23 protein-coding genes are annotated in these 26920 nt (G+C 61.3%); 18 read left to right on the forward strand and 5 right to left on the reverse strand.

Going from position 1 to position 26920, the window contains the following annotated elements; all coding sequences use genetic code 11:
* Positions 1-33 precede the first annotated feature (33 nt).
* Both VW35_RS03570 and VW35_RS03575 read right to left on the reverse strand, forming a co-directional pair.
* Positions 34-1020, reverse strand: coding sequence for a LacI family DNA-binding transcriptional regulator (locus VW35_RS03570; RefSeq protein WP_046141563.1), 987 nt, complete (start codon positions 1018-1020; stop codon positions 34-36).
* Between the two features lie 133 nt (positions 1021-1153).
* On the reverse strand, positions 1154-2146 hold the full coding sequence (locus VW35_RS03575) for an acrylyl-CoA reductase family protein (RefSeq protein WP_046141564.1): 993 nt from the start codon (positions 2144-2146) through the stop codon (positions 1154-1156).
* 207 nt (positions 2147-2353) lie between these two features.
* Here VW35_RS03575 and VW35_RS03580 point away from each other — a divergent pair, with 207 nt between their 5' ends.
* From VW35_RS03580 to VW35_RS03620, 9 genes are all read left to right on the forward strand, one after another.
* Positions 2354-3283, forward strand: coding sequence for an ArsR/SmtB family transcription factor (locus VW35_RS03580; protein WP_046141565.1), 930 nt, complete (start codon positions 2354-2356; stop codon positions 3281-3283).
* A 147-nt stretch (positions 3284-3430) separates the two neighbouring features.
* Positions 3431-4942, forward strand: coding sequence for an arabinosylfuranosidase ArfA (gene arfA, locus VW35_RS03585; RefSeq protein ID WP_046141566.1), 1512 nt, complete (start codon positions 3431-3433; stop codon positions 4940-4942).
* A gap of 215 nt (positions 4943-5157) precedes the next feature.
* Positions 5158-7092 carry an ABC transporter substrate-binding protein gene (locus tag VW35_RS03590; protein WP_083982378.1) on the forward strand — a complete coding sequence of 645 codons (1935 nt, stop codon included), beginning with the start codon at positions 5158-5160 and terminating at the stop codon, positions 7090-7092.
* A 355-nt stretch (positions 7093-7447) separates the two neighbouring features.
* Positions 7448-8452: an ABC transporter permease gene (locus VW35_RS03595; protein ID WP_046141568.1), complete on the forward strand. Its 1005-nt coding sequence runs from the start codon at positions 7448-7450 to the stop codon at positions 8450-8452.
* A gap of 4 nt (positions 8453-8456) precedes the next feature.
* A complete protein-coding gene (locus tag VW35_RS03600) occupies positions 8457-9314 on the forward strand; it encodes an ABC transporter permease (protein ID WP_046141569.1) in 858 nt (285 codons plus the stop codon).
* 2 nt (positions 9315-9316) lie between these two features.
* Positions 9317-10357, forward strand: a complete 1041-nt coding sequence (locus VW35_RS03605) for an ABC transporter ATP-binding protein (RefSeq protein ID WP_046141570.1) — start codon at positions 9317-9319, stop codon at positions 10355-10357.
* The gene (locus tag VW35_RS03610) at positions 10354-11268 is read left to right on the forward strand and encodes an ABC transporter ATP-binding protein (protein ID WP_046141571.1); all 915 of its coding nucleotides are present in this window, start codon (positions 10354-10356) and stop codon (positions 11266-11268) included. The genes VW35_RS03605 and VW35_RS03610 overlap by 4 nt, the downstream gene beginning before the upstream one ends.
* Before the next feature lie 390 nt (positions 11269-11658).
* Positions 11659-12609: a glycoside hydrolase family protein gene (locus VW35_RS03615; protein WP_046141572.1), complete on the forward strand. Its 951-nt coding sequence runs from the start codon at positions 11659-11661 to the stop codon at positions 12607-12609.
* 108 nt (positions 12610-12717) lie between these two features.
* Positions 12718-13524 (forward strand): alpha/beta fold hydrolase, encoded by an 807-nt coding sequence (locus VW35_RS03620; protein WP_046141573.1) that lies wholly within the window; start codon positions 12718-12720, stop codon positions 13522-13524.
* Between the two features lie 3 nt (positions 13525-13527).
* Here VW35_RS03620 and VW35_RS03625 read toward each other — a convergent pair whose 3' ends face one another.
* From VW35_RS03625 to VW35_RS03635, 3 genes are all read right to left on the reverse strand, one after another.
* The gene (locus tag VW35_RS03625) at positions 13528-13722 is read right to left on the reverse strand and encodes a hypothetical protein (RefSeq protein ID WP_152662461.1); all 195 of its coding nucleotides are present in this window, start codon (positions 13720-13722) and stop codon (positions 13528-13530) included.
* A 167-nt stretch (positions 13723-13889) separates the two neighbouring features.
* Positions 13890-14378: a group III truncated hemoglobin gene (locus VW35_RS03630; protein WP_052951466.1), complete on the reverse strand. Its 489-nt coding sequence runs from the start codon at positions 14376-14378 to the stop codon at positions 13890-13892.
* Positions 14375-14980, reverse strand: a complete 606-nt coding sequence (locus VW35_RS03635; protein ID WP_244465813.1) for a helix-turn-helix transcriptional regulator — start codon at positions 14978-14980, stop codon at positions 14375-14377. The genes VW35_RS03630 and VW35_RS03635 overlap by 4 nt, the downstream gene beginning before the upstream one ends.
* 150 nt (positions 14981-15130) lie before the next feature.
* Between VW35_RS03635 and VW35_RS03640 the strand changes: the two genes are divergently transcribed.
* The 9 genes from VW35_RS03640 (at position 15131) to VW35_RS03680 (ending at position 26917) form a co-directional block, all read left to right on the forward strand.
* A complete protein-coding gene (locus tag VW35_RS03640; protein ID WP_046141575.1) occupies positions 15131-15733 on the forward strand; it encodes a superoxide dismutase in 603 nt (200 codons plus the stop codon).
* 88 nt (positions 15734-15821) lie between these two features.
* Positions 15822-16361 (forward strand): flavin reductase family protein, encoded by a 540-nt coding sequence (locus VW35_RS03645; protein ID WP_161796850.1) that lies wholly within the window; start codon positions 15822-15824, stop codon positions 16359-16361.
* A 101-nt stretch (positions 16362-16462) separates the two neighbouring features.
* Positions 16463-16741: a DUF6894 family protein gene (locus VW35_RS03650; protein WP_046141576.1), complete on the forward strand. Its 279-nt coding sequence runs from the start codon at positions 16463-16465 to the stop codon at positions 16739-16741.
* A gap of 388 nt (positions 16742-17129) precedes the next feature.
* Positions 17130-21806, forward strand: a complete 4677-nt coding sequence (locus VW35_RS03655) for an NAD-glutamate dehydrogenase (RefSeq protein WP_052951467.1) — start codon at positions 17130-17132, stop codon at positions 21804-21806.
* Between the two features lie 135 nt (positions 21807-21941).
* Complete coding sequence (locus tag VW35_RS03660; RefSeq protein WP_046141577.1) at positions 21942-22889, forward strand: class 1 fructose-bisphosphatase; 948 nt, start codon at positions 21942-21944, stop codon at positions 22887-22889.
* Positions 22890-23085: 196 nt separating this feature from the next.
* Positions 23086-24363: an AGE family epimerase/isomerase gene (locus tag VW35_RS03665; protein ID WP_083982380.1), complete on the forward strand. Its 1278-nt coding sequence runs from the start codon at positions 23086-23088 to the stop codon at positions 24361-24363.
* 83 nt (positions 24364-24446) lie between these two features.
* Positions 24447-25232 (forward strand): SDR family oxidoreductase, encoded by a 786-nt coding sequence (locus tag VW35_RS03670; protein ID WP_046141578.1) that lies wholly within the window; start codon positions 24447-24449, stop codon positions 25230-25232.
* A gap of 135 nt (positions 25233-25367) precedes the next feature.
* Complete coding sequence (gene cysQ / locus VW35_RS03675; RefSeq protein ID WP_046141579.1) at positions 25368-26195, forward strand: 3'(2'),5'-bisphosphate nucleotidase CysQ; 828 nt, start codon at positions 25368-25370, stop codon at positions 26193-26195.
* 173 nt (positions 26196-26368) lie between these two features.
* Positions 26369-26917: a PadR family transcriptional regulator gene (locus tag VW35_RS03680; RefSeq protein ID WP_046141580.1), complete on the forward strand. Its 549-nt coding sequence runs from the start codon at positions 26369-26371 to the stop codon at positions 26915-26917.
* Positions 26918-26920 lie beyond the last annotated feature (3 nt).

Raw genomic sequence — 26920 nt, forward strand, 5'->3', positions numbered from 1 at the left:
GCGCGCAAATAATTTCAGTAAATTTTTACTGCGTTATTTTTCAACGGGTTGGCGGGTGCTTGCGCGCCAAACCAGTTTGGATGCCAGGGTGATCTGCTTGGCAAGATCACGCCCCCCTACCCGCTCGAGCAGAAGCTCGATTGCCGCCTCGCCGATCTCTTCGGCGGGCAGATGGACCGTGGTCAAAGGCGGATTGAGGAACTGGGCCACGGAAATATCATTGAAGCTCGCGACGCCAATATCAGCCGGAATCGCGAGGCCGCGCTCATGGATGGCGCGATAGGCGCCGATGGCCATTGAATCGTTAAAGGTGACAATGGCATCGAACGGACGGCGATCGGCGAGCAGTTCGCGGGTGAGGCGATAGCCGCCTTCTTCGGTATTGTCGCCGGAGCGGAAAAGGCGATCATCAAACCAGCCGGCAGCCGTCATCCAGTGAACGAAGGCCTGAGCGCGCCGGTCGCCCCAACCGATATAGGCAATGCGGCGATAGCCGCGCTGAGAAAGGGCCGCAAGCAGCTTTTCCATCGCCGACCAGAGATCGGCCGAAACGGAATCGATGTCGTCATCGGGCGGGACGTGATCGGCAAAGACGATCTGGCGCGAATGGTGGCGGAGCCACTCGGTTTCTTCTTCGTCGTGGCGGCCGATGACGATGGTACCGGATGCATCCTGAAGGAGGTTGGCAGCGGGACGCGCGTCTGTGTGGTAAACTTTTACCGTTTCGATCTTGAGGGCGGCGCAGCGGCGCTCGATGCCGAGGCGCATGGCGACATAGTATGGATCGACCAGCTCGCGTTCTGGAGCAAGGAAATGCACCAATGCAACCTTGGTCAGGCCCTGCTGCTGGTTGGCGCGATTGCGGCTCCGCGGGGTCGAATAGTTGAGCGCTTCCGCTGTCTCGATGATCGCCTGGCGCTTGCGGGTCGAAATCGAGAGCGTCGTATCGTAATTGAGGACGCGCGAAACCGTAGCGCTCGAAACGCCGACTGCCGCTGCGATTTCCTTGAGGGTGACCATGGGGCGGCACGCTACAGGCAGGGGCCGCGCCGGGTCAACATCGCGTGCTAACGACACGCTGTTCGGTCAAGTGAGTTTTTCTCACCGTTTTGGACGGCGGTAGTGCTGATCGACGCGGCGAACGTTTCTACGCCTAGGCACCGGGGCGGACGAGCACCCGGCCCTTGATGGCGCCCCTGAGGATGCGGGAGGCCGCTTCGGGGAGTGCGTCGAGGCCGATCTCTTCGACCATTTCGGCATAGGCGGCAATATCGAACAGTCCGGTAAGGCGCGCCCAGGCGGCGATGCGGCGATCATAGGGTTGCATGACACTATCGATGCCGAGGAGATTTATGCCACGCAGCAGGAACGGCAGTACGTTGGTGTTGAGGCCGATGCCGGCGGTGTTGCCGAGCGCGGCGACCGAGCCGCCATACTTGACCTGCTTCAGCGCCTTGCCCAGCACATTGCCGCCGACGCAATCGACGACGCCGGCCCAGCGCGCTGGCTCAAGGGGCTTGTCTGGTTCATTTAGGAAATCCTCGCGCCCCAGGATGCTGGATGCGCCCAAGGCAGATAGAGCGCCGGCATTTTCCGGGCGGCCGGAAAGGGCGGTGACGGCGTAGCCGAGGCGCGAGAGGATCGAGACGGCGATGGAGCCGACGCCGCCGGATGCGCCCGTGACCAGGACGTGTCCGCCAGCGACGTTGAGGCCTTCGGATTCGAGCCGATCGATCGCAAGCATCGCGGTTAGGCCGGCTGTCCCGACAATCATGCTGTCGCGGGCAGAAAGGCCCTTGGGGAGCGGCACGAGCCAATCTCCATTGACGCGGGCGCGCTCGGCGTAACCGCCCCAATGGTTTTCCCCGACGCGCCAGCCGGTGAGCACCACAGCATCGCCGGGGGCATAACGGGCGTCGGAACTTTCGCGGACCGTGCCGGTAAAATCGATGCCGCAGATATGGGGATAGGTGCGGACGAGACCGCCCTGCCCTGTCAGGCACAGGCCATCCTTATAGTTGAGGCCGGCCCATTCGATGTCCACGGTGACGTTGCCCTCGGGCAGGCGGACATCGTCGAGGGTTTCAACCGCACTGGCGACGGAGCCGTCATCGGCCCGATGAGTGACAAGGGCACGGAAACTCATGGGGCACTCCTCAGCGCGGGGTTTGACTCAAAATAGACTTGATGGGGACAATGTCAAAACCGGGTTCGGGCCACCGGATCGGAAAGGGCGATATGTAGAATTGTCCGGAAAACCGGCCTCGGATGACGGAAATATTGCAGGCGACTTGATTGGTTCAGGTTTTTTGATAGACACTGGATATCCTTCAGCCTGAAAGCTTTATGTCCCATGAGCCGCAATTTTCTGGTCGTCGACCCGGAAGAGGACATCGAGGTTCTCAAGGGCCTGGCCTCGCCGATCCGGGTGCGGATATTGAAATTGCTGCATCTGCAGGGGCCGATGAACGGCAATGACATTGCCGACAAGCTAGACCTGCCGCAATCGACGGTTTCGACTAATCTGCAGATCCTTGAAAGCGCCGGGCTGATCCGCACCGAGACGCAGAAGGCGCGCAAGGGCAACCAAAAAATCTGCCACTCGACGTTCGACGAAGTGCTGGTGATGTTCAAGGACGACATCCAGCCGCTCAGTTCGAACACCATCGAGGTGGCGATGCCGCTCGGGCTTTATACGAGCTGCGAAGTTTCAGCGCCGTGCGGGCTTTGTTCGACCGAGGGGATCATCGGGCTGCTCGATGTGCCCGAGACCTATCTCGAGCCCGATCGCATGAAGGCGGGGCTCATCTGGTTCACCAGGGGCTTTCTCGAATATCAGTTTCCCAACAATGCCAAGCTGGCTCAGAATACAATCGAAGTGCTTGAATTTGCACTGGAATTGAGTTCGGAAGTGCCGGGCACATCGGCAGATTGGCCGAGCGATATCACGCTTTCGGTCAATGGCAACGAGATCGGCACCTGGACCTCGCCGGGCGATTTCGGAGACAAGCGCGGCGTCTATACGCCGGACTGGTGGAAGCTCAAGGGCAGCCAATATGGCAAGCTCAAGAGCTGGCGGGTGACCAATGAGGGCACCTATGTCGACGGGGTCAAGATTTCACCGGTTTCACTGGTGGATCTAGATCTTTCCAATCACCACTCTATCCGCCTGCGGATCGCGGTGAAGCCCGAAGCCAAGCATCCGGGGGGCATCAATATTTTCGGGCGCGGTTTTGGAAACTATGACCAGGACATCATCATGCGGCTGCAGACGGCGCGGTAGCGCTTGGGCGGACCATTGGCGGCTTTGAAGCGGCGCCGATCAAAAATCATACAAAAGCGGACTTGGCGCCTTGCGCAGGCCGATATGCGTCCTCTATAACCGTTTTACTGATCCAAATCAGAAAAACGGATTGAATGGGAGGACGGGGTGAAGGCTTCTGTCATTGCAAATAAGGACTACACGATCTCTAAAATCGATGATCGTGTCTATGGGGCATTTTTGGAGCACCTCGGCCGCGCCATTTACGAAGGGATTTACGAGCCTGACCATCCGACGGCCGACAAGGACGGGATGCGTGGCGACGTCGCCAAGCTCGTAAAGGACCTCAATGTACCTGTGGTGCGCTATCCCGGGGGTAACTTCGTTTCCGCCTATAACTGGGAAGACGGGATTGGACCGCGTGAGGAGCGCCCGGTTCGTCTCGACCTTGCCTGGCACACCTCGGAAAGCAACGCCGTGGGCGTGCATGAATTTGCCGACTGGTGCGCCACCGTCGGCACCGAGATGATGCTGGCCGTCAACCTTGGTTCGCGCGGCGTCGACGAGGCCCGCAGCTTCCTCGAATACGTCAATCATCCCGGCGGCTCCTATTGGAGCGACCTCCGCATCAAGAACGGCCGCAAGGAACCGTGGAACGTCAAGATGTGGTGTCTCGGCAACGAGATGGACGGCCCCTGGCAGGTCGGCCACAAGGATGCCGATGAATATGGCAAGCTCGCCGCCAATACCGCCCGCGCCATGCGCATGTTCGACAAGAACCTCGAACTAATCGTCTGCGGTTCGTCGCATTCGGAAATGCCGAGCTTCCCCGATTGGGAACGCATCGTGCTCGAACATACCTATGACCATGTGGATTACATCTCGCTCCACATGTATTTTGCCAACCGCGACGACAATACGCCGAACTATCTCGGGCTCAGCGAAAAGCTCGACCGCTATATCGAGACGGTCGCTTCGACGATCAAGCAGGTCAAGCACAAGAAGCGGTCCAACAAAGACATCTACATCTCCTTCGACGAATGGAACGTCTGGTACCATTCGAACAAGAAGGACCGCGAAATCCTCGACGGCAATGGCGGCTGGCCGCACGCGCCGGGGCTGCTCGAAGACATCTACAACTTCGAAGACGTGCTGATGGTGGGGCTGATCCTCAACACCTTCATTCGCCGCTCGGATGTGGTCAAGATCGCCTGTATCGCCCAGCTCGTGAACGTGATCGCTCCGATCATGACCGAGAAGGGCGGCCCAGCCTGGGCGCAGACCATCTACTACCCCTATTACTTTGCTTCGGTCTTTGGCCGCGGCACGGCCTTGCAGCTCGTCACCAGTTCGCCGGGCTATGAAACCACGCACGCCAAGGACACCGCTTTCGTCGACGTCTCGGGCGTCCACAACGAAGACGAGGGCACGCTGACCTTCTTCCTCGTCAATCGCCACACGAGCGACAGCATCGAAACCGAAGTCAGCCTGCAGGGCTTTGCCGGCGGTTCGGTGATCGACCATCAGGTCATGACCCACCCCAACCTCAAGGCCGTCAACACGGCCAAGAACCAGGATGAGGTGAAGCCGCGTAAGGGTGATGGCGCCAAGGTCGACAGCGGTAAACTGACTGTGACGCTGCCGCCCTATTCCTACCAGATGGTGCGTGTGAAACTTTGACCGCTTCCGCTAACATTCCGTTAGCATCGAAAGCCTCCCAAGGCCGATATGGGCACACATCAGCAATGGTGTGTGCCCTGTCATTTCATATCATGTTTCCCGATTTATATCAGAAGATAGGTTGACACTGCGCAACCCCTGGTTAAGTATGACTAATGACGGCACTGGAGGGTGCCGACCGGGGCCTGCAAGCGCCCTGACATGGGAGGAAAGATATGGATAGACGTAGTTTCCTGATCGGAACCACGGCAGTCGGTGCATTGATGGCGGCGGGCAATGGCCTCGCCTTTGCGCAAGAGGCTGCAGAAGGCAGCGCGCCTGACCTGACGCAATTTCCGCGCAACGAGACGGTGATCGTCCACAATCCGGAAGGCATCATCCGCAATCCGTCGTGGTTCAATTTGTGGGCCGTGGGCGCCGGCAATGGCGTATCCAATGGCCTGCATCAGCTGACCACCGATACGCTCTGGTTCATCGATCCCGATGCCGGCATCGAGGGCGCGAGCGAGAACGCGGTCTACAATTCGCTGGCCGACGATATCTGGCAGTACAACGAAGACTTCACGGAAATGACCGTGAAACTCAAGCAGGGCATCTATTGGAGCGACGACGTCGAGTTCACCGCCGACGACGTGGTGTTCACCGTCCAGAAGCAGGCGGCAACGCCCGGGACGCCTTATAACGGCGCGTTCTCCGTACAGGTCGCCGAAGTCACCGCGCCGGACAAATACACCGTCCACTTCAAGCTCAACAAACCCAATTCGCGCTTCCATACGCTGTTCTCGGTGCGCTGGACGGCTGCGTGGATCATGCCCAAGCATGTCTACGAAAAGGTCGAGGACATCCTCAGCTACGAAGCGAACCCACCAGTGTCGATCGGGCCCTATACGCTCCACTCGTTCGACCCGAACGGCACCTGGTATATCTGGCAGCGCCGCGAGGACTGGCAGCGCACGGCCATGGGCATGATTTCCGAGCCCAAGCCGAAGTTCATCATCTACCGGAACAATATTTCGACCGACAATCGCCTCATCGAGATCCGCAACGGCAATCTCGACATGGTGCACGACCTGACGCCGGAAGGCACATTCTCGGTGGTGCAGCAGGACCCGCAGATCCAGGGCTGGTTCCCGGGCTTTCCCTATGCCCACCCCGATCCGACGCTGGTCATGGCGATCCCGAACCACCAGAACCCCAAATTCCAGGACAAGCGCGTCCGCTGGGCTCTGGCGCTCATGCTCGATGCGCGCACCATGTCGATGGCCTCCTATCGCGGCGCGGCAACGCTCTCGGCCATCTCCGTGCCGCCCACCGGCACGCATCCGCGCGACTACCATGCGCCGCTGCAGGACTTCCTCATCAATTACGAAGTGGAAGCGGGCGGCAACAAGGTAAAGCCCTATGATCCCAATGTCGGCATGCAGATCGCCGACATGGTTCGTGGCCAGTTTGGCGACGCGGTGCCGACCGACGAACAGGCCGTGCGCAACGCGTTCGGCTATGGCTGGTGGAAGCAGGACATTCCGACTGCTGAAGCCCTCCTCACCGATGCCGGTTTCACCAAGAACGGCAATCAGTGGATGATGCCCGACGGCCAGCCGTTCACCTTCTCGGTGATGGTGCCGCAGGAAGGCGTGGTCAACCGTCTCGGCGTGATCATCGCCCAGACCTGGGCCCAGCATGGCATCGGCGCCACCGCCGAAGTCGATGCGGACACCTGGGGCCGCCAGCGCGTCGGCAATTTCGAAGTCAACATCGCCTGGGCCGTGGAAACCTGGGGCGGTCACCCCGACCTCTCGTTCTTCCTCGACAGCTACCACTCGGCCTATGTGGCAGAGCCTGGCCAATCGCAGCCGGACCGCAACTGGATGCGCTGGAAGGATCCGCGTCTCGACGCGATCATCGAAGAAATCCGCGGCACCGACTTCAACGACCCCAAGGGCACCGAGCTCGGCCACGACTTCGTCAAGCTTCATCTCGAAGAAATGCCGAACATTCCGATCATGGCCTATAACGTGTTCTCCATTCAGTCGAACCGGTTCTGGACCGGCTGGCCCAATGCGGAAAACAACTATGCCAACCCGGTGACCAACTGGTCCAACGGCCGCTACATCTTCACCCAAATCACTCCGGTTGAAGGCGCGGCGTAACAGTCCTCCCTGGTGACCCGGTCTCTTGAGGCCGGGCTGCCCCCGGGATGCGCGGGCCACTGCGCATCCCGTGGAGTTTCTGGTTTTTCGACCTGCTTGTTTTGCTGAGGCAAGTCGCGTCGAATTGCCGCTCTCGCGGGAATGACGCGGTGTACCGGGAAAGCTCTGACCGTTTCATTTCACTGGATGTCACCCTGGCTCTGGGCCGGGGCCCAGCCTGAGATGACGTCGCGGCAACCGGGCTCGCGATCTGCAGGGGATGGGCCCCGGCCCAGAGCCAGGGTGACATCGGAGAGTTGGCGGCCTTCGTGGATTTGCCGCTCCCTTTCCAAAAGAATTGGGACGAGGAGTCCGTATGAACGGTTATCTAGTATTTGTCGGGAAGCGCGCGCTGCTGATGTTTGCGGTGATCTTCTTCGGCATATCGGCCATGTTTCTGGTCACTTATCTCTCCCCGATCGATCCGGTAGAACAGGTCCTGGGCCGGCTTTCGGCGCGGTCGAATCTTTCGCCTGAAGCCATTGCCTCGACGCGCGAGGCGCTGACGGCGATGTTCGGCACCGGGCAGCCGATGCATGTGCAATATTGGAATTTCTGGACCCGCCTTTTACAGGGCGATCTCGGCGCTTCGCTGATGGCGTTTCCGACACCGGCCATGGAACTGGTGATGCGCGGCATGCCCTGGACGCTCGGGCTCTTGCTCACTTCGACTGTCATCACCTTCGTCGTCGGCAACCTGATGGGCGGCCTAGCCGGCTATTTTCAGAACAACCGCTTCTTCAAGGCCTTTGGCATCGTGACCATGGGCCTCCAGCCAATCCCCTACTATATCGTCGCCTTCATCATCCTCATCATCTTCGGATTCCTCTGGCCGGTGCTGCCGATTTCGGGCGGGTTCAGCATGGACGTGCGGCCGAGCTGGACCATGCCGTTCATTCTTTCGGTGCTGCAGCACTCGCTGCTGCCGGCCTTTTCGCTGGTGCTCGTGGGGCTCGGTGGCTGGTTCATCGGCATGCGGGCGCTGGTCTCCAATATCGTGACCGAAGACTATGTGACCTATGCCGAACTCGCCGGGGTCAAGCGCGAGACCATCGTCAGCGGCTATGTGATGCGCAATGCGCTGGTGCCGCAGGTGACGGCGCTCGCCATGGTGATCGGCGGGGTTTTCTCCGGTACGATCATCACCGAGCAGGTCTTTAATTATCCCGGCATGGGCTCGCTGCTCGTCGATGCGGTCAATGCGGGCGATTATTCGACCGTGCTGGCGGTCTGCACCGTCTCGATCACCGCCGTCGCCTTCGCCATCTTCATCGTGGACTTGCTGCATCCGCTGCTCGATCCACGCGTGCGTACGGAGTAAGGCCATGTTCGCCGTTTTTCGCGACCTTATCCGCTACAACCTCGAATTCACCATCGGCCTCGTCCTGGTTGGGATCGTGGCGATCTTTGCGGCGCTGTCGTTCTTCTCGCCGGTCGATCCGACCCTGATCTACATGGCAATCCCCGACCAGCCGCCTTCGGCGCAATATTGGTTCGGGACCAATTCGCGCGGGCAGGATCTCTTCTGGCACCTCTCGGCCGCCTTCCGGAACAGCTTGATGTTCGGCATCACTGTCGCCGTGCTCTCGCGCATCATTTCCATCACGGTGGGGCTCGCCGCGGGCTATCTCGGCGGCTGGGTCGACCGGATCCTGATGTTCATCAACGACATCTTCGTTGCCGTGCCGATCTTCCCGATCCTCGTGCTGTTCTATTTCGTGCTGCGCAACAACATGGACAGCTTCACCATGGCGCTGATCCTCGCGTGTTTCGGCTGGCCGTTCGACGCCCGCCTGATCCGCTCGGTGGCGCTGGGGCTGAAACATCGCGAGTTTACCCGCCACGCCGTCTTTGCCGGCATGTCGACGCGAAAAGTGCTGCTCGAAGAACACCTGCCCTATGTGATGCCAATCGTCTTTTCGACCTTCATGAACAACATGCTCTGGTCGATCGGCATGGAAGTGACGCTCGCCGTCCTCGGCTTCACCAATATCAACAATCCGACGATCGGCACCGTGCTCTACTGGGCCAATTCGCACTCGGCGATGGTGGTGGGCACCTGGTGGTGGATCGTCATTCCGGTGATCCTGATCGTCATCACCTTCCTCGGACTGTTCCTGCTCGCCGTCAGCATGAACGAATATATAGACCCGCGCAGCCGCCTGCGCCGCATGGGGGCCTGAGAATGACCCGCGACAGCAAACCCGATCTGCTCAAGGTCGAAGGGCTCAAGGCCTATTACCAGATGAACTACTATGGCGTGGAACGCGAAGTGCGCGCCGTGGATGGGATTTCGATGAACATCAAGCGCGGGGAGGTTTACGGCATTGCCGGGGAAAGCTCTTCGGGCAAAACAAGCTTCATCAAGGTCCTCGCCGCCGCCATCCGCCCTCCGCTGCGGGTGGTGGAAGGTACGGTCAAGTATGAATTCAAGAATGGGCCGATCGAGGTGACGACGGCGAGCCCGGCGCAAATCGAGGAGGTGCGCTGGAAGCACCTCTCCTACATCATGCAGGGCTCGATGAGCGTGCTCAATCCGGTGCGCCGGATCGGCAAAACGTTCAAGGATTTTGCGCAGCGGCCGCTGGGGCTGACGGGCGCGGCGTTCGAGGATCGGGTGATCAAGCACCTGGCCCGGCTCAAGCTGCCGCCGGAAGTGCTGAGAGCCTATCCGCACGAGCTTTCAGGCGGTATGCGGCAGCGCGTGACCATTGGGCTCGCGACGGTCTGCCATCCCGAATTCATCATCGCCGACGAGCCGACGACGGCACTCGACGTGGTGGTGCAAAAGGAAGTGCTGAGCCTTATCCGCGATATTCAGAAGGAGATGGATTCATCCGTGGTCTTCGTGACGCATGACATGAGCGTCCATGCCAATATCGCCGATCGGGTAGGCATCATCTATGCCGGGCGCCTCGTCGAGGAAGGCCCGACCAAGCAGATGTTCTTTACGCCCAAGCACCCTTATACGGCGCATCTGGTGGCGAGCCTGCCGCGCATCGGCGACACGACGCAGCGGCCCGCGCTCGAAGGGCGGCCGCCGAACCTGGCCGATCCGCCGCAGGGGTGCCGCTTCCATCCGCGTTGTCCGCTCGCCGTCGACAAATGCCGGCAGGAAGTGCCGCCGCTTGAAACCGTGGCCCAGGATCATCGCACGGCATGCTGGCGCTGGCAGGATGTCAAGCCGCTCGTGGGTTCGGCGCATCCGGCAGGAGTTATGGCATGACGACGCTTCTCGATGTGCGCAATGTCTCGAAAAGCTTCACCATGGGCGGCATTTTCGGGCGCAAAACCGTCAATGCCGTGATGGATGCGAGCTTTTCGCTTTCGGCAGAAAAGCCGGAGATTTTCACCATTATCGGGGAATCCGGCTCGGGCAAGACGACGCTGGCGCGGATGATTCTTGGGCTCGAGGATCCCAGCGAAGGGGAAATCCTCTTCCAGGGGCAGAAGGTCAGCCGGCATGCGAGCAAGGCCGAGCGCCTGGCGTTCATGTCCAAGGTGCAACCGGTGTTCCAGAACCCGTTCGAGGCGTTCAATCCGCTCAAAAAGATCGAGCGGTATCTGGAATCCACCGCGCGGCAGTTTCTCCATACCAAGGACCGGGCGGCGATCGACCGGGCGATGGACGAGGCGCTGCAGAAGGTTGGCCTCAGCCTTAAAGAAGTGCGCGGACGGTTTCCGCATGAAATGAGCGGCGGGCAGTTGCAGCGCTGCGCCATTGCGCGGGCGCTGATCCCCAACCCGCCATTGCTGATTACCGACGAGCCCGTATCGATGGTCGATGCGTCGCTCAGGATGAGCATCGTCAACCTGCTCAAGAGCCTGCGGGATGATCTGAAGGTGAGCGTGATCTACATCACGCATGACCTTGCGACGGCCTATTACATTTCCAACCGACTGATCATCATGCAGCGCGGGCGGATCGTCGAAATGGGCGATGCGCGGACGGTGCTCGATAATCCGCAGCATCCTTATTCGCAACTTTTGAAAGCTTCGGTGCTGTCGACGGATGATGCGGGGGCAGGCAAGCTCGCGACCGATCCGGACATGGTCAAGGCGGCCAACGGGTTGGTGGGCCAGGCCGGGAAGCTGGTTGTGCGGCCGGATGGGCGGGAGGTTCGGGTTTATGGGTGAGATCGCGGCCATCCCCTCCTAACCTCCCCTTGCCAAGGGGAGGGACGCATCGAGTTTGGGATGGCGACTGCGGGCCACCGGCAGATTCCTCTCCCTTGAGGGGGAGGTAGGTGGTGCGGCTCGCTCTCTTATGTGGTCGCCGCCGCACTGACCTCGATGGTCCATGCGGAGGAGAGATGGATTGCCGGGACAAGCCCGGCAATGACGATGGGGGGTGTACTCAGGCCTGTCGGACACAGTCGGCGCCGCACAGAAAAAGCTACCGCTTTTGTGGGAATGATGCCGCGGTGGTCGTGGCGTTTGTTTAACTTGGCCGCCCACCCCCTCCCAACCTCCCCCTGTCCGGGGAGGTGCAGAATTGTGTTTGCCTGACATAAGGGATCCAAAAAAATGAGTGCGCCGATATTTCGGGATCCGGTTCAGGATGGGGCGGCGGATCCGGTGGTGGTTCGCAAGGAGGGGACCGAAGAGTGGTGGATGTTTTACACCAATCGGCGGGCAGCTTCCGGGGGCGAGGGGTTTTCGTGGATCCATGGATCGCCGATCGGGGTGGCGGTCTCGACCGATGCCGGGGCGAGCTGGACGTATCGGGGGACCGCGAAGGGGCTCGATGCGCCGGGGGATGAAGGGCTCAATACGCATTGGGCGCCGGAGGTGATTTTTGCCGAGGCGCAGTATCACATGTTCCTCAGCTATATCACCGGGACGCCGACACATTGGCAGGTGCCGCGGACGATTACGCATTTCGTCAGCGATGATCTCGAGACCTGGCAGCGGGTGGGACCGCTGAAACTGTCGAGCGACCGGGTGATCGATGCGGCGGTCTATCATTGCCCCGATGGGCTTTGGCGGCTTTGGTACAAGGACGAGAACAACGGCTCGGCAACGTGGTGTGCGACGAGCCAAAATCTCTTCGATTGGACGGTCGAGGGCGAAGTAATCCCCGGCTCGCCGAATGCGGCACCGCATGAGGGGCCCAATGTGTTTGCGCTCGGCGGGTTCATCTGGATGATCGTCGACGAATGGCACGGGCAAGGGGTTTATCGCTCGATGGACGCGAAAAACTGGGTGCGGCAGGGGGTGATCGGCGGCGAGGCTGGCATGGACAAGGGCGACATTCGTTTCGTGCGGCATGCCGATGTCGTAGCGTTCAACGATCATGCGGCGCTCTTTTATTTCACCCATCCAGAATGGGACGAGCACAGCCAGGCTGAGGGGCCGCGCAATGCGGCGGAGCGGGCAACGGTCATCCACCATGCGCGGCTGACGGTGGAGGATGGTGTGCTGGTGCTCGATCGCGATATTCCGGCGGATGCGGCGCTGTTGCGCGAGGGGGGCTGATCTCGCGAAAGGGGGAGTTGGGTCCGTCCAATTTGGCGGGAATGACGTCGTGGGTGTCGAGGGCTCGCCTGCTCGTTCGTCGCGTTGGCGTTGCTAATGGAGGACAGGATGAATCCTAAGTTCCGGGATGATGGGCTCGAGATATTTGCCAAGGATGGTCCCCCTGCCCTGCCGGCGGGTGGAGCGCTTCTCGATCGGGATGGCGCGAGGATCTGGCATGCGCACTATGGTGCGGGACCGGCGGTGATGCTGCTTCATGGCGGCATGGGCAATGCCAACAATTTCGGGCATCAGGTCCCGGCTTTGATCGAGGCGGGCTTTTCCGTCGTGGTGGTAGACAGCCGCGGGCACGGGCGGAGTTCCTGGGATGGCGGCGCTTTCAGCTATAGTCAATTTGCCACGGATGCGCTGGCGGTGCTCGACCGGCTCGGCATCGGCAAGGTCGCCGTGGTCGGCTGGAGCGATGGCGCCTGCACGGGGCTCGCCATGGCCAAGGCGGCGCCGGAGCGGATTGCCGGCGTGCTGTTTTTCGCCTGCAATGTGGATGAAAGCGGCAGCGTGCCATTCGTTTTCACGGAGACCATCGGCAATTGCCTGACCCGTCACAAAAAGGACTATGCGGCACTATCGCCAGAGCCTGAGCGGTTCGAGGAGATGAGCCAGAAACTGCAGGTAATGCAGGGCACTCAGCCCGATTATTCCGCAGACGACCTGCGGAGCATCGCCGTGCCCGTGATCGTCCTACAGGCAGAACGGGATGAGTTCATCAGCGCCGAACATGCGCGCTATATCGCCGACACCGTGACGGGAGCGCGATATGTCTGGCTCGCGGACGTCAGCCATTTTGCGCCCGTGCAGCGGCCCGAGGCATTCAACGCTGAGGTGCTGGACTTTCTGCGAAACCTGACATTCTAGCCGCTAGTTCGGATAGATCAGCCAATGGGTGTAGGTCAGCATGGTGATGAAGGCACCTAAGGCTATAGCGACCGGGATGGTGAAGCTTGGCTGGTTCCAGGGATCGGGTAATCGGCGGCGAAATATCCGAACGATCAACCAGCCGATCAAGCCATACACTGTCAGATTGACAGCAATGGCGATCCACATGATGTCCATGGTGAGGCACCTACGCGACGAGTCAGCGCCCCCGCGCATGGACTGACGTTGAACAGCAGTGGGCCGGATCTGTCAACCGCTGGCGCTGAACAGGCTAAGTGTGTGCCAAGCAAGGAAATTTTGGCAGCACATACACCTCGCCTGCCGGCTTCTGCTCGTTGCCGACGCTATTCGGGCTTCCAGACCGCAGTGTCGGTCTCGCGCTGCAAGGGACCCATGCGGGTGATGTCCTCGCCCCGGCGCATCGCGATGTTCATGCGGAAGGAGTTGCCGATGCGTTCGGAGCGTTCGGTAAAGAGCGCGGCGATCTCGGGCGGACAGAGGGCCTCGACGGTTTCGCGGAAGAGGCGGAGCCAGCGCATGAAGTGGGCGTCGCTGAGTTCGGGGATGGCCATGTGCTTGGGCATGGGGCGGCCGCCATATTTTCCGGTGCCGAGTAGCATGGAACTCCAGAAATCGGTGATGGTGGCGATATGAGCCGGCCAATGCTCTTCGGGGATGACGCGGTTGAAGACCGGGCCGATGACTGGGTCGCGGCGGGCGGCAGCATAGAAGGCGTCGACCACGCGGGCGATCATGGCTTCGTCGAGCCCCTCGGGCGTGTCCCAGCCGATGCGATGAAGGCGCGTGCCGGCGGGTGGGCGGGAATCGGTCATGACCTTGTCCCGGACGTGATGCGATAGGAGCAGCGGCGGCCGCCGGCGATGATATGCTCTTCGCGCTCGACCTTGGTCTCCGGCCCGAGCACGGCCTGGAAAACCGCCAGTTCGGCGCGGCAGAAGCCCTGGCAGGCGCTCGCGGCAGCACAGATCGGGCAATGATTTTCCGTCAGCAGCAGCGAGCCGTCCGGGTCTTCGCGCCAGCCGGCCATATAGCCTTCCCCGCTCCGCAGCTGGGCGAGGGCCTCTACGCGTTCCTTGACCTGAGCCTTGCCAGCTACGGCCTGCTGATAGGCTTCGCGCGTCATGGCTTCGCGCGCCGAAATGATCGTGTCGAGCGCAGCTTCGCCAAGATTGGCCCGGATGAGGTCGAGCAATTGAAGGGTCAAGGCTGCGTGGGTATCGGGGAAGCGGCCCTCGGCAGCTGCAGTCAGCGACCAGGCCTGTGTGGGGCGGCCAACGCCGGCGGAAATGTTCTGCGCTTCGACGAGCCCCTCCTGCGCGAGACGCAGCAATTGCTGGCGCGCCGCCTCGCCGGTGATGCCGAGCTTTTGGCCGATTGCGGCAGCCGACAGGCCAGACTGCATCTTGAGCGCCATCAACACGCGCTCGCCTGGACTACGCGGCGACCACGCTGGATTTTCCAAGGGAGAGCTTGACATATCGGCCGGCAGGGTTTTCAAAGTCATTGCTTGGAAAATACATGAGACCCTTGCGCAAGGCAAGTGGACCGAAAGAGGAGCCCCAAAATGGCATTTGAGCTACCCACCCTGCCCTATTCCGTGAATGCACTGGCCGCCAATGGCATGAGCCAGGAAACGCTGGAACTGCACTACGGCAAGCACCACCAGGCCTATGTGACCGCGCTCAACGGCTTTGTGGAAAAGAACCCGGATCTGCAGGGCAAGAGCCTCGAAGAAATCGTGCTGTTTGCCAAGGACAAGGCCGACCTGGCGCCGGTTTTCAACAATGCCGGCCAGCACTGGAACCACATCCACTTCTGGAACGCGCTTTCCCCCAATGGCGGCAAGCTGCTGGGCAAGCTCGAAGCCAAGATCAATGAAGACTTTGGTTCGGTCGATGCGTTCAAGGACGCGTTCAAGACTGCAGCCACGACACAGTTCGGCTCAGGCTGGGCCTGGCTGGTGCTTGGCAATGACGGCAAGCTCAAAGCGACCAAGACCGCAAACGGCTCGAACCCGCTAGCCACCGGCGAAGGCAAGCCGCTCTTGGGCCTCGATGTTTGGGAACACTCCTACTATGTCGATTTCCGCAATCGCCGCCCCGACTATGTGACGAACTTCCTCGACAAGCTCGCAAACTACGAATTTGCCGAAGCCAATCTGGGCTAAAGCCGGGTTTGACGCGTTGTGAGAGCGACCTTCGTGTTGCTCTCACTTATTTTCTAGAGGCGTGAGTACGGCCTTGGATATGACGATAATGGCCGATTTCGACCTGCCCGACACAATGACGCTTCGCCCGACCGACCGGCCAGTGGTCACGGCGGCGGAATTTCGCGCGGCGCTGTCTTCCATGGGGTCGAGCGTTTCCGTGGTGACGGGGCGCCGGGGCGACGAACGCGTGGGACGAACGGTGACCGCCGTCATGTCGCTTTCGGCGACACCGCCAAGCGTCCTGATCTCGATCGATATCGTTAGCCGCCTTGCTGATTTCATCGCGAAGACGCGGCAGTTTTCCCTTGCCATGCTGGCATCCGATCAGGCCGAGATTGCCGATGCGTTTGCGGGCAAGGTGCCGGCGGAAAGCCGCTTCAGCCTGGGACGCTGGACCGAGTGGCCATCCGGAATGCCCTTGCTCGATGGCGCCATGACGGTGATCGATTGCGAAGTCATCGGCTCTATCGAGACCGGGACACATGTGCTGTTTGCCGGGGCGATCGTCGAAGCCGAAACGCATGCCGGACGTGCGCCCCTAATCTGGCAGCGGCATGGCTATCACGCATTGCAAGGCGTGGACTGAGGCCGGACAAACTGCCACATTGAAATCGATTTCCCGATTCACTCTGGAACCGGCAACCGCTGCGCCAGCGCCCGCGTTTGCCACCTCTCCAGGAGGCAGCAGTGCCACGCTACTTTTTCCACTATCGCACCGATGAGGAACTGATCCGCGACGAAGCGGGCAGCGACCACCCCGATCTCGAAGCGGCGGAACATCAGGCGGCTGAACTGGGTAAGGCGATCATCGACCGGCTGGCCGGTCAGAATGGCGCCGTCGGCCTGCCCCGGACCATCGAAATCACCGATGCCACAGGGGAAGAACTGCTCTATGTGGTGTTTTGGGCCGGTCCGAAGATCGGCGATGGTTCGGGCGGCGAAATCACGCCGGCCACGGTGCACTAGGCAGGCCGGAAGGCGCGAGCCGACGGCGTTTTGCCCGGCTTAGGCTGCACACTGAAATCAGAAAAACAGCGGACCGGCGTGAGCCGTGACCATGAAGCCCAGAACGAGGGCTGCTGCGAGCGCCGCATAGGAAACGAGCATTGAGTAGTTTGGCATGTGGGCCCCACCGCTGATTGCGACAAAGACTACCAGATGGGTCGGCATTAACAAGATGTAAATGGTTCGTACCGGCCCGGGACGCAGAAATGCTTTACCTCTTTGTGACGTTCCAATGAAATGCCGCCATGGTCATCGGCTTGTCCGAGATTTGCCGCATGAGGGCGTCTGAGTGGCGACAGGCGAGCCGAGCCTGATAGACTGGCGCGGCAAATCATCGTGGGAGCGGCGTATGGACGAGCGGACCTGGGCTTTTTTTGACAAGGCCAAGGCTGTGGCTGGAAGCGATTCGAGTCTCGAGCGGTTTCTTTTTGCGGCGATCAAGGCGACCGACCCGGACGATCTCGCCCGGCAGGATCCCGAGACGTTCCTCACGGCGCTGAAGCGGAGCCATGCGGCGGCGATTTTCGGGCCGCTCCAGGAAACGCGCATCCAGATGACGCCGCCGACGGCGCCGGGCGAACTGCTCGCGATCGATGTGATTTCGCCCGATATGCCGTTTATCGTTGATTCCACTCTGGCAGCCTTGCGGGCGATGGGTGGGACGATCCGGCTTTTTGCGCATCCCGTAGTACATGTGAACCAGGCGCAGGTGGTCGAGACGGGGGGCGCGGCGATCAGCGTCCTCAATATCCTCAGCGAACCGGTGGCGGACCTTGCGGCGCTCAAGGAGGAAATCCGGGCGACGCTGACCGATGTGTCGCGGGCGGTGGTCGATTGGCGGGCCATGCTCGACCGGGTGCGGCAGGCGATGACCGGGCTCAATGGCGTCAAGCCGGCGCTGCGCGATGAACCGGCGCGGTTTCTCGAATGGCTGACCGAGCATAATTTTACGTTTTTGGGCGTGCAGGAATATCGGCTCGAGGGCGCGGAACTGGTGCCCATGGCCGGAACCGGGCTGGGCCTCTGGCGCGACGAAAACCTCAAAGTGCTGCGCAATGGGCAGGTCTATGTGGATTCAACGCCCGAACTCGTGGCGTTCTTGCAGACGGCAGAGCCGCTGCTAGTGACCAAGGCCAATGTGCGCTCGCGCGTGCATCGGCGGCAGCACATGGACTATGTGGGGGTCAAGATTTATGGGGCCGATGGCGCGGTGCGCGGGGAATTGCGCATTGTCGGGCTCTTTACGGCCCAGGCGCTGGCGACGCCGCATACCGAAGTGCCGATCATCAGGCGCAAGATTGCCGAGGTGATGCGCAAGAGCGGGCTCGATCCCTTGGGGCATGCGGGGCGGGCGCTCCTGAGTGCGCTTGATTCTTATCCGCGCGACGAGATGTTCCAGATCGACATCGCGCAACTGGCCGAATTTGCCGAGGCGATTGCAGGGCTTTACGACCGGCCGCGGGTGCGCGTCCTGCCGCGTATCGACAGGTTCGACAATTTCGTCTCGGTGCTCGTTTTCGTGCCGCGCGATCGCTATGACGGCGACGTGCGGGCGCGGATCACGCGCTATCTCGCCGAGGTCTATGACGGGCGGGTTTCGGCCTATTATCCGCACTTTCCCGAGGGTGAGCTGGTCCGGCTGCATGTGATCATCGGGCGACTGAGTGGGCCGACGCCGAAGCCGACGCGCACGGTGCTCGAAGCGCGGGTTGAGGGGCTGACGCAGGATTTTTCGGACCTTTTGCAGGCGCGTGCAACAGACCCGGCCGAGATCAGCGACTATCGCTCGGCTTTTTCGCAGGCCTATCAATCGCGCAATACGGCCGAGGATGCACTGGCCGATATTGCCGCCTTGCGGGCGCTGGCCGAGGGGCAGATTGCCCTTAAACTACGGACGCGCGAGGGCGCGGAGGGGGCGCTGGGGCTCAAATTCTATTCCAAGGGTGGGGCGATTGCGCTCAGCGATCGCGTGCCCATGCTCGAGCACTTTGGGTTCAAGGTGATCGACGAGCGGACCTATACGGTGGTGCCGCGGGATGGGGTCGAGCGGTTTATCCATGACATGGTTTTGGCGCCGGCGACCGGGGGCGAGCTCAACGTGGCGCTGCGCGGCAAGGCGATCGAGGATGGGTTGCTGGCCGTCTGGGCGGGGCTCGCCGAAAGCGACCAGATCAATACGCTTGTGACGCAGGCTGGGCTCGACTGGACGGAGGCAGCACTGTTGCGTGCGCTGTCGCGCTATCTCAGGCAGATCGGGATTTCCTATTCGCAGCGCTATATCGCGCAGGTGCTGGTGACGCAGGCGGAGGCGGCCAAGGCGCTGGTGACGCTCTTTTCAGCGCTGCACGATCCGAAGCTCGAAAGCCGCGGCATGGCGGAGGCGGCGGCGCGCGACACGATCGCGGCGCAACTCGAAGCGACAAGTTCGCTCGACGAGGACACGATTATCCGGCGGTTTTTGAACCTGATGGATGCTTCGCTGCGGACCAATGCGTTTCAGCGCGACGAGACGGGCGCAAGGCGGCCGGCGCTGGCGATCAAGTTCGATTCCGCTGCCGTCGCCGGGATGGTGGCGCCCCGGCCTTATCGCGAGATTTCGGTCTATTCGCCGCGCGTCGAGGGCGTGCATCTGCGCTTTGGCGCCATTGCTCGAGGCGGCATTCGCTGGTCGGACCGGCCCGAGGATTTCCGCACGGAAGTCTTGGGACTGGTCAAGGCGCAGCAGGTCAAGAATGCAGTGATCGTGCCGGTGGGCGCCAAGGGCGGGTTCGTGCCCAAGCGGCTCGTGACCGGGATGGCGCGCGAGGCGTTCATGGCCGAGGGGACCGAGAGCTATAAGATTTTCATCGGCGCGCTGCTCGATGTGACTGACAATCTGATCGAAGGCGCTGTCGTGCCGCCAGCCGAAACAATGCGGCGGGATGGCGACGATCCCTATCTGGTCGTCGCGGCCGATAAGGGCACGGCGAGCTTTTCGGATACGGCAAATGCCATCGCCTTGGGGCGCGGCTTCTGGCTCGGCGATGCCTTTGCCTCGGGTGGATCGGTTGGCTATGACCACAAGAAGATGGGCATTACCGCGCGGGGCGGCTGGGAAGCGGTGAAGCGGCATTTCCGCGAGATGAACCGCGATATCCAGCGCGAGCCGTTCAGCGTGGTCGGCGTTGGCGATATGAGCGGGGACGTTTTCGGCAACGGCATGCTACTTTCGCCGGAAATCCGGCTCAGGGCGGCGTTCGATCACCGCGATATTTTCATCGATCCCGAGCCCGATGCGGCCAAGAGCTTTGCTGAAAGGCAGCGGCTGTTCGCCCTGCCCCGGTCGAGCTGGCAGGATTACGACAAGAGCCTGATTTCGGCCGGGGGCGGCGTGTTTCCGCGCAGCCTCAAGGTGATTGCGCTGACCGAGGAGATGCAGGCGCTGCTGGGGCTGAAAAAGGCCACCGCGACGCCGGCCGAAGTGATGCGGGCGATTTTGACGGCGCAGGTCGATCTGCTCTGGTTCGGGGGCATCGGCACCTATATCCGCGCAGCGGAAGAAGACGACGCAGCCGTGGGCGATCGCGCCAATGACGCGATCCGCGTGACGGCGAGTGAGGTTCGGGCCAAGGTGATCGGCGAAGGGGCTAATCTTGGCGTCACGCAGCGCGGGCGCATCGCTTTTGCGCTCAACGGTGGGCGGATCAATACCGACGCCATCGACAATTCGGCGGGCGTGAATTCGTCTGACCTTGAGGTCAATATCAAGATTGCGCTGGCGCCCGTCGTCGCTTCGGGCGCGCTGGCTGAGGACGCGCGGAATGCGTTTCTGGCGACTATGACCGATGAGGTGGCCGCGCTTTGTTTGCGGAATAATTATCTGCAGACCCTGGCGTTATCGCTGGCTGAGCGCGCGGGGACGGCCGAACTGCCGGATCATCGCGGGCTGATCGAGGCACTGGAAGAGCGTGGGCGGTTGGATCGGGCGGTGGAGTTTTTGCCGAGCGATGCGGTGCTGGATGCGCGGGCAGCGCAGGGCAAGGCACTGACGCGGCCGGAACTGGCGGTGATCCTTGCCTATGCCAAGCTGTCGCTGTTCGACGACCTGATGGCGAGCACGGCACTCGACGCGCCTTATCTTGCCAATGAACTCTTCCGTTATTTCCCGCAGACGCTGCACGAGGCCTATCCAGAGGCCGTTGAAGGGCATCGGTTGAAGCGCGAGGTGATCGCAACAGTGCTGGCCAATGCGATGATTAATCGCGGCGGACCGGCTTATGTGTCGGAGCTGACGGCGGGGACGAGCGCGAGTGCCGGGGATGTGGCGCTGGCCTATGCGGCGGTGCGCGACATCTATGGGCTGACCGAGCTCAATGCCGCGATCGACGCGCTCGACACCGTGGTGCCGGGCAGCGTGCAACTGGCGCTTTATGCGCAGGTCGAGGCCTTGCTGCGGCGCGAGACGCTGTGGTTCCTGCGCAATGGCAATGTGGCGGGGAGCGATGTCGCCGATCTGGTACGGAGGCATCAGGCCGGCGTCGAGACGCTCCGGAGCAAGGTCGACACGCTGCTGCCGGCCAAGGAACGCGAGGCGCTTTCGGCGCGGGTCAACGCTTTGATCAGCCATGGGGTCGCCGAGGACCTGGCGCGGCGGATCGGGCAGATGCCGGTGCTCAGTTTTGCGAGCGACGTGGTTTTGGTCGCCGAGCGGGCCGGGGTCGAACATGACGAGGCGGCGCGGGCCTTCTTTGGGGTGGCAGGGCTGTTCGATTTCTTCCGCATTGTCGAGGAAGGGCGAGCGATTGCGCTGAGCGATCGGTTCGACCGGATGGCGCTTGATCGGGCGCTGGCCAACCTCATGCGCGCGGTGCGGGATTTGACGGCGGATGTGCTGGCGGCGGGGGATATCGATGCTTGGCGGGCCAAGCATGATGCGGGGATCGCGCGGACGGTGAAGGCGGTGACGGAGCTGACGGGCGGCGCAGCGACAGTGTCGCGGCTGAGCGTGGCGGCGGGGTTGCTGGGGGATTTGGCGCGGGAGGGGTGAGGCCCCCTCACCCGACGCTTCGCGTCGACCTCTCCCCCAAAGGGAGAGGTGGTGGCTCCCTGTCTCATAAGCCCAAAGTCTGTCTTGTTCGTTTGGTCCTAATGACCAGAGTGATCGCCAAACATGGAGTTGCCTATGACCACGCTTGCCCAATGGCTTGAGACTGAGACGGATGATGCGGCGCTGGCTTCGGTGGTTTTGAGCATGGCGGCGGCGAGTGCGGAGCTTTCGGGGGTTTTGCGGGAGGCGCCGATTGCCGGGCAGACGGGGCTGGCGGGGCACACCAATGTGCAAGGCGAGGCGCAGAAGGCGCTCGATGTCATTTCCAATGATGTCGTGCTCAAGCACTTGACCGGTAATGCGGCGGTGGCTGTGTTGATTTCGGAGGAGTTGGATGAGGCGGTACATCTGGCAGAGGGGGGCGCCTATCTCGTCGCGACCGATCCGCTCGATGGGTCATCCAATCTCGATGTGAATGTCACTGTGGGCACGATCTTCTCCGTGTTGCCGAGCGCGGGTGGGTTGTTGCAGCAGGGCAGAGCCCAGGCGGCGGCGGGGTATGTCGCCTATGGGCCGGCGACGAGCCTGGTCATCCGGATCAAGGGCGATGTCTCGGTGTTTACGCTCAGTGCTGCGGGCGAATGGCTGCAGACAGTGGTGGCGGCGAAAGTGCCGGAAGCCTCGGGCGAGTTCGCGATCAATACGGCGCGCGAGCGGTTTTGGGATGCGGCGACGACGGGATATGTGAAGGACAGCGTGGCGGGGGAAACGGGGCCGGCCGGCAAGCGCTATAATATGCGCTGGGTGGGGTCGATGGTGGCCGATATCCACCGCATCCTGATGCGCGGCGGGATTTTCCTTTATCCGCTCGACAGCGAGACGGTGAGCAAGGGCGGACGCTTGCGGCTGCTTTATGAGGCGAACCCAATGGCCTGGCTGGTCGAGGGGGCCGGTGGGCTTTCGACGACCGGGACGATTGGGATTTTGGAGATCGTGCCGACGGGGATCCACCAGCGTGTGCCAGTGATCTTGGGATCGGCGGAGGAAGTGAAGCGGGTTGAGGGGTGGTATGCCAAGGGGTGATTGCTCGGTGAGCACTGCTTTGTAGCTTGACGTCATTGCCGGGCTTGTCCCGGCAATCCAGTTTGCAGAAGAATGGACGGCGTGAGATCGCGCTCTCTAAATGAGAGTTAGCTGACTACATACTGAAAAATTGCAACGTTGCGATTGTGTCGGTAGAAGCGTGGCAACATCCGGCAGTGATGGCCGGAGGGGAGATATGATGAGCGAGCCGACCCTTTCCCTGCCCCGCACCAATGCCAGCCCGTGGCAGAAGCGGCCTTTTCACCGTCAGTATCTGATGCGGCAGGCCAACGACCTGTTCGACTTTTTCGAAGCCGCGTCGATCAACCCCAAGGGTGGGTTTTTCGAACTCGACGATGACGGCTTTCCGCTCGGGGAAGACAATGGCCTGCGGCAGATCCATGTAACGACGCGCATGATCCATTGCGCCGTGATCGGCAGCCTGATCGGGCGGCCGGGATCGGACGAGATCATCGATCATGGGATGCGCTATCTTTGGGAAAAACATCGCGATGCGGAGCGTGGCGGCTATTTCTGGTCGCTTGATGACAATGGGGTAAAGGATAGCGTCAAGCAGGCTTATGGGCATGCCTTCGTGCTGCTGGCCGGTTCGAGCGCCAAGCTCGTCGGGCATCCATTGGCCGATAAGGTGATCGCCGATGTGACCGAAGTGGTCGAGCGCCGGTTCTGGGACGACAAGGCCGGAGCGGTACGCGAGGAATTTAGCGCCGACTGGGTCGAAGTGCCGGGCTATCGCGGGCAGAATTCGAACATGCACCTGACCGAAGCGCTGATGGCGGCGTATGAGGCGACGGGCAACAAGGATTATCTGAAGAAAGCCGAGCGGATCGCGCAGCGGATCATCCGCGACAATGCCGTGCCGCTGGGACATCGGGTGGCCGAGCATTTCGACGAGAACTGGGGCGTCGACAAGAATTATAAGCACGAGAACGAGATGTTCCGCCCGTCCGGCACGACGCCGGGGCATTGGCTCGAATGGTCGCGGCTGCTCTATCAGCTCTGGGTGCTCGGGCAGAAGCAGCATAGCTGGATGACCGATGCGGCGCGGAGCCTCTTCCGCGCCTCGGTCGACCTTGGCTGGGACAAGGTGCATGGCGGTTTTTTCTATACGCTAGACTGGGACGACAAGCCGGCGATCCGCGAAAAGCTGTGGTGGCCGGTGGCCGAGGCGATTGGCGCAGCGGCTTACATTTCGGCCCATGACAACGAGGATTATTTCCAGGCCTGGTATCGCAAGCTCTGGGACTATGCCGAGAACCATGTGATCGACCATGCGCGCGGCGGCTGGCTCAGCGAATTGTCCGAAGACCTGACGCCGGCGTCAAACCTCTTTGTCGGCAAGCCCGATATCTATCACGCGCTACAGGCCTGCCTCATTCCGCTTTATCCGGCGACGGGAAGCTTAACGCACGGCATTATCGAGCAGGACCATACGACGCGCGGCAGCCACTAAGCCCGCCTCGTCACGAGAGATTGGGGCGTCGGGGTCAACCCTGGCGCCCTTTTTGCGTTCTGGCTCTCGAACAGGAGAAAACCATGAACGATCTGAGCAACAAGGCGGCGCTGGTAACGGGAGCCGGTTCGGGGCTGGGTAAGGCAACGGCACTGCGCCTGGCCAAGGCGGGCGCGAAGGTGGCTGTCTTGAGCCGGACCAAGGAAGAGATCGATAAGGTGGCCGCGGAAATCGAGGCGGCGGGCGGGACGGCGATCAGCATTCCGGGCGATACGTCGAGCGATGCGGATATGAAAAAGGCCATCGAGACGGTGGTCGAAAAGTTCGGTAGCCTCGACATTGTCGTTGCCAATGCCGGGATCAATGGGGTCTGGGCGCCGATCGAGGATATTACGCCTGATGAGTGGGACAAGACGACTACGGTCAATCTGCGCGGCACCTATCTCACGATCCATCATGCCGTGCCTAAGCTTGAAGCGGCCGGTGGCGGGGCGATCGTGATCATTTCCTCGATCAACGGTACGCGCACGTTTACGACGCCGGGCGCCTCGGCCTATTCGGCGACCAAGGCCGCGCAGGTGGCCATGGCGCAGCAGCTGGCGCTGGAACTGGGGCCGCGGAAAATCCGGGTGAATGCTATCTGTCCAGGCGCCATCGAGAGCGAGATCGACGACAATACCGAGCAGCGCGGGACGGAGAAGACGGAGATTCCGGTAAAATTTCCGAAGGGGGATATTCCGATCACCGATGGCAAGCCGGGCAAGGCCGAGGATGTGGCCGAGGCGGTGTTGTTTCTGGTGTCGGATGCGTCACGGCATATCACGGGATCGCCGCTTTGGATCGATGGCGGGCAGAGTTTGCTGCGGTAGGGGTTACCCCCACCTAGCCTCCCGCTGGTAGGGGGAGGGATCGGCCGGTGGCTCGCGGGTGGATATAGAGCCGTGATTGTCAGGGCGGCGGGAGAGGCGTAGAGAACGGCGGATTTCTTTGCGCAAGTGTCCGTCATGTCCGATCCCCTGCCCGCTTCGTTTCAGAGCTTGACCGATCTTGCCGTTACGGCGGCGATTGCGGCGGCACAGGTTATTCTCGAGGTTTATGCTCGGCCGATCCATGCGGTCAAAAAATCTGATGGGTCGCCGGTGACCGAGGCGGATGCGGCGGCAGAGAAGATCATCATTGCCCATCTTGCCGGGACCGGGGTGCCGGTGCTCGGGGAAGAGAGCGTGGCGGCGGGGATTATTCCCGAACTGGGCGATCGGTATTTCGTGGTCGATCCGCTCGATGGCACCAAGGAATTCATCAAGCGGAACGGGGAATTTACCGTCAATATCGCGTTGGTCGAAGACGGCAGGCCGACAATGGGCGTGGTGCTGGCGCCGGTGACGGGCGAGATTTTCGTTGGCGATGCGGATGGTGCATGGGCCGGCAAGATAGTCGACAGCGTCGTGACGGCGCGCGCACCGATCAGCATCGGATGGCTGCCGCGGCTGCGGATCGTTGCCAGCCGATCGCATGGCCATGCGGCGCTCGAACAGCTTTGCGAGAGCTTTGATGTCGAAAGCGATGTGTCGGTGGGATCGTCGCTCAAATTCTGCCTTTTGGCGCGCGGCGACGCGCAGCTTTACCCGCGCTTTACCCCAACCTGCGAATGGGACACGGCGGCGGGCCAAGCAGTGCTGGAAGCAGCCGGCGGGGCCGTGGTAACACTCGATGGTGCACCGATGCGCTACGGCAAGCACACGCTGGGTTTTTTGAATCCCTATTTCGTCGCCGCAGCGAGCCTTGACTTGGCACAGCGCGCCGCCAAGGAGATGCAGGTCTTGCTCGCGTAACGCTGCCGCAATCTGACACCCCTAAAGACTGTATTGGGGAAATTTCGGGCGGCATGCAAGGGACGCTTAACTGATCTGCGCGATCCCGCGCCCCGTAAATCTTGCCGTGCGAGGGTGGAGGTTATATAGCCCGAGCATATATCGGACCGAAATAGGTCTCAGGATGGTGCTTGATGAACGTGCGGACGCTTTGCCTATCGGTTCTCTATGAGGGCGAAGCCACAGGCTACGATATCCGTCGCATGGCCTCGGAAGGCGAATTTGCCTATTTTACCGAGGCGAGCTTCGGCTCGATCTATCCCGCGCTCGCCAAGCTCGAGGAAGATGGGCTGGTGACGAGCCGCACCGTGCCGCAGGAGGGAAAGCCCGCGCGTAAGGTCTATTCGATCACCGAGGCGGGCCGCGAAGCCTTCGCGGAAGATTTGTCCGGCCCCATAGGGGAGGACGTTTTTCGCAGCCCGTTTCTCCTGCTGGCACGATTTGTCAGCATCTTGCCGCAAAACCTCGTGGCGCAGCGGGCTGAAGAACATATCGAGCGCATTGCCAAAGATCGTCAGCGGCTGGAACAGGGCCAGGCGGATGGAAAATGTAGCCCGGCGGACTGCTGGGTCATCAATTACGGTCGTGCCGTTTTGGACGTTGCGGAAAATTATCTGCGCACCCATATGCACGAACTGATCAACTTATCGCGAGCCGAGCAACGCAAGGACGCGGCGGAATAAAGG

Origin of the sequence: Devosia soli (assembly GCF_000970455.1) — a bacterium.
GTDB classification, from domain to species: domain Bacteria; phylum Pseudomonadota; class Alphaproteobacteria; order Rhizobiales; family Devosiaceae; genus Devosia; species Devosia soli.

Coding starts and splice junctions, on each gene's coding strand:
- VW35_RS03655 (WP_052951467.1), top strand. CDS start 17,130: ATGGACGAGCGGACCTGGGCTTTTTTTGACAAGGCCAAGGCTGTGGCT.
- cysQ (WP_046141579.1), top strand. CDS start 25,368: ATGTCCGATCCCCTGCCCGCTTCGTTTCAGAGCTTGACCGATCTTGCC.
- VW35_RS03570 (WP_046141563.1), bottom strand. CDS start 1,020: ATGGTCACCCTCAAGGAAATCGCAGCGGCAGTCGGCGTTTCGAGCGCT.
- VW35_RS03595 (WP_046141568.1), top strand. CDS start 7,448: ATGAACGGTTATCTAGTATTTGTCGGGAAGCGCGCGCTGCTGATGTTT.
- VW35_RS03605 (WP_046141570.1), top strand. CDS start 9,317: ATGACCCGCGACAGCAAACCCGATCTGCTCAAGGTCGAAGGGCTCAAG.
- VW35_RS03640 (WP_046141575.1), top strand. CDS start 15,131: ATGGCATTTGAGCTACCCACCCTGCCCTATTCCGTGAATGCACTGGCC.
- VW35_RS03625 (WP_152662461.1), bottom strand. CDS start 13,722: ATGGACATCATGTGGATCGCCATTGCTGTCAATCTGACAGTGTATGGC.
- VW35_RS03620 (WP_046141573.1), top strand. CDS start 12,718: ATGAATCCTAAGTTCCGGGATGATGGGCTCGAGATATTTGCCAAGGAT.
- VW35_RS03575 (WP_046141564.1), bottom strand. CDS start 2,146: ATGAGTTTCCGTGCCCTTGTCACTCATCGGGCCGATGACGGCTCCGTC.
- VW35_RS03630 (WP_052951466.1), bottom strand. CDS start 14,378: ATGACCGATTCCCGCCCACCCGCCGGCACGCGCCTTCATCGCATCGGC.
- VW35_RS03660 (WP_046141577.1), top strand. CDS start 21,942: ATGACCACGCTTGCCCAATGGCTTGAGACTGAGACGGATGATGCGGCG.
- VW35_RS03615 (WP_046141572.1), top strand. CDS start 11,659: ATGAGTGCGCCGATATTTCGGGATCCGGTTCAGGATGGGGCGGCGGAT.
- VW35_RS03680 (WP_046141580.1), top strand. CDS start 26,369: ATGAACGTGCGGACGCTTTGCCTATCGGTTCTCTATGAGGGCGAAGCC.
- VW35_RS03665 (WP_083982380.1), top strand. CDS start 23,086: ATGATGAGCGAGCCGACCCTTTCCCTGCCCCGCACCAATGCCAGCCCG.
- VW35_RS03645 (WP_161796850.1), top strand. CDS start 15,822: ATGGCCGATTTCGACCTGCCCGACACAATGACGCTTCGCCCGACCGAC.
- VW35_RS03610 (WP_046141571.1), top strand. CDS start 10,354: ATGACGACGCTTCTCGATGTGCGCAATGTCTCGAAAAGCTTCACCATG.
- VW35_RS03600 (WP_046141569.1), top strand. CDS start 8,457: ATGTTCGCCGTTTTTCGCGACCTTATCCGCTACAACCTCGAATTCACC.
- VW35_RS03670 (WP_046141578.1), top strand. CDS start 24,447: ATGAACGATCTGAGCAACAAGGCGGCGCTGGTAACGGGAGCCGGTTCG.
- VW35_RS03590 (WP_083982378.1), top strand. CDS start 5,158: ATGGATAGACGTAGTTTCCTGATCGGAACCACGGCAGTCGGTGCATTG.
- VW35_RS03580 (WP_046141565.1), top strand. CDS start 2,354: ATGAGCCGCAATTTTCTGGTCGTCGACCCGGAAGAGGACATCGAGGTT.
- VW35_RS03635 (WP_244465813.1), bottom strand. CDS start 14,980: ATGGCGCTCAAGATGCAGTCTGGCCTGTCGGCTGCCGCAATCGGCCAA.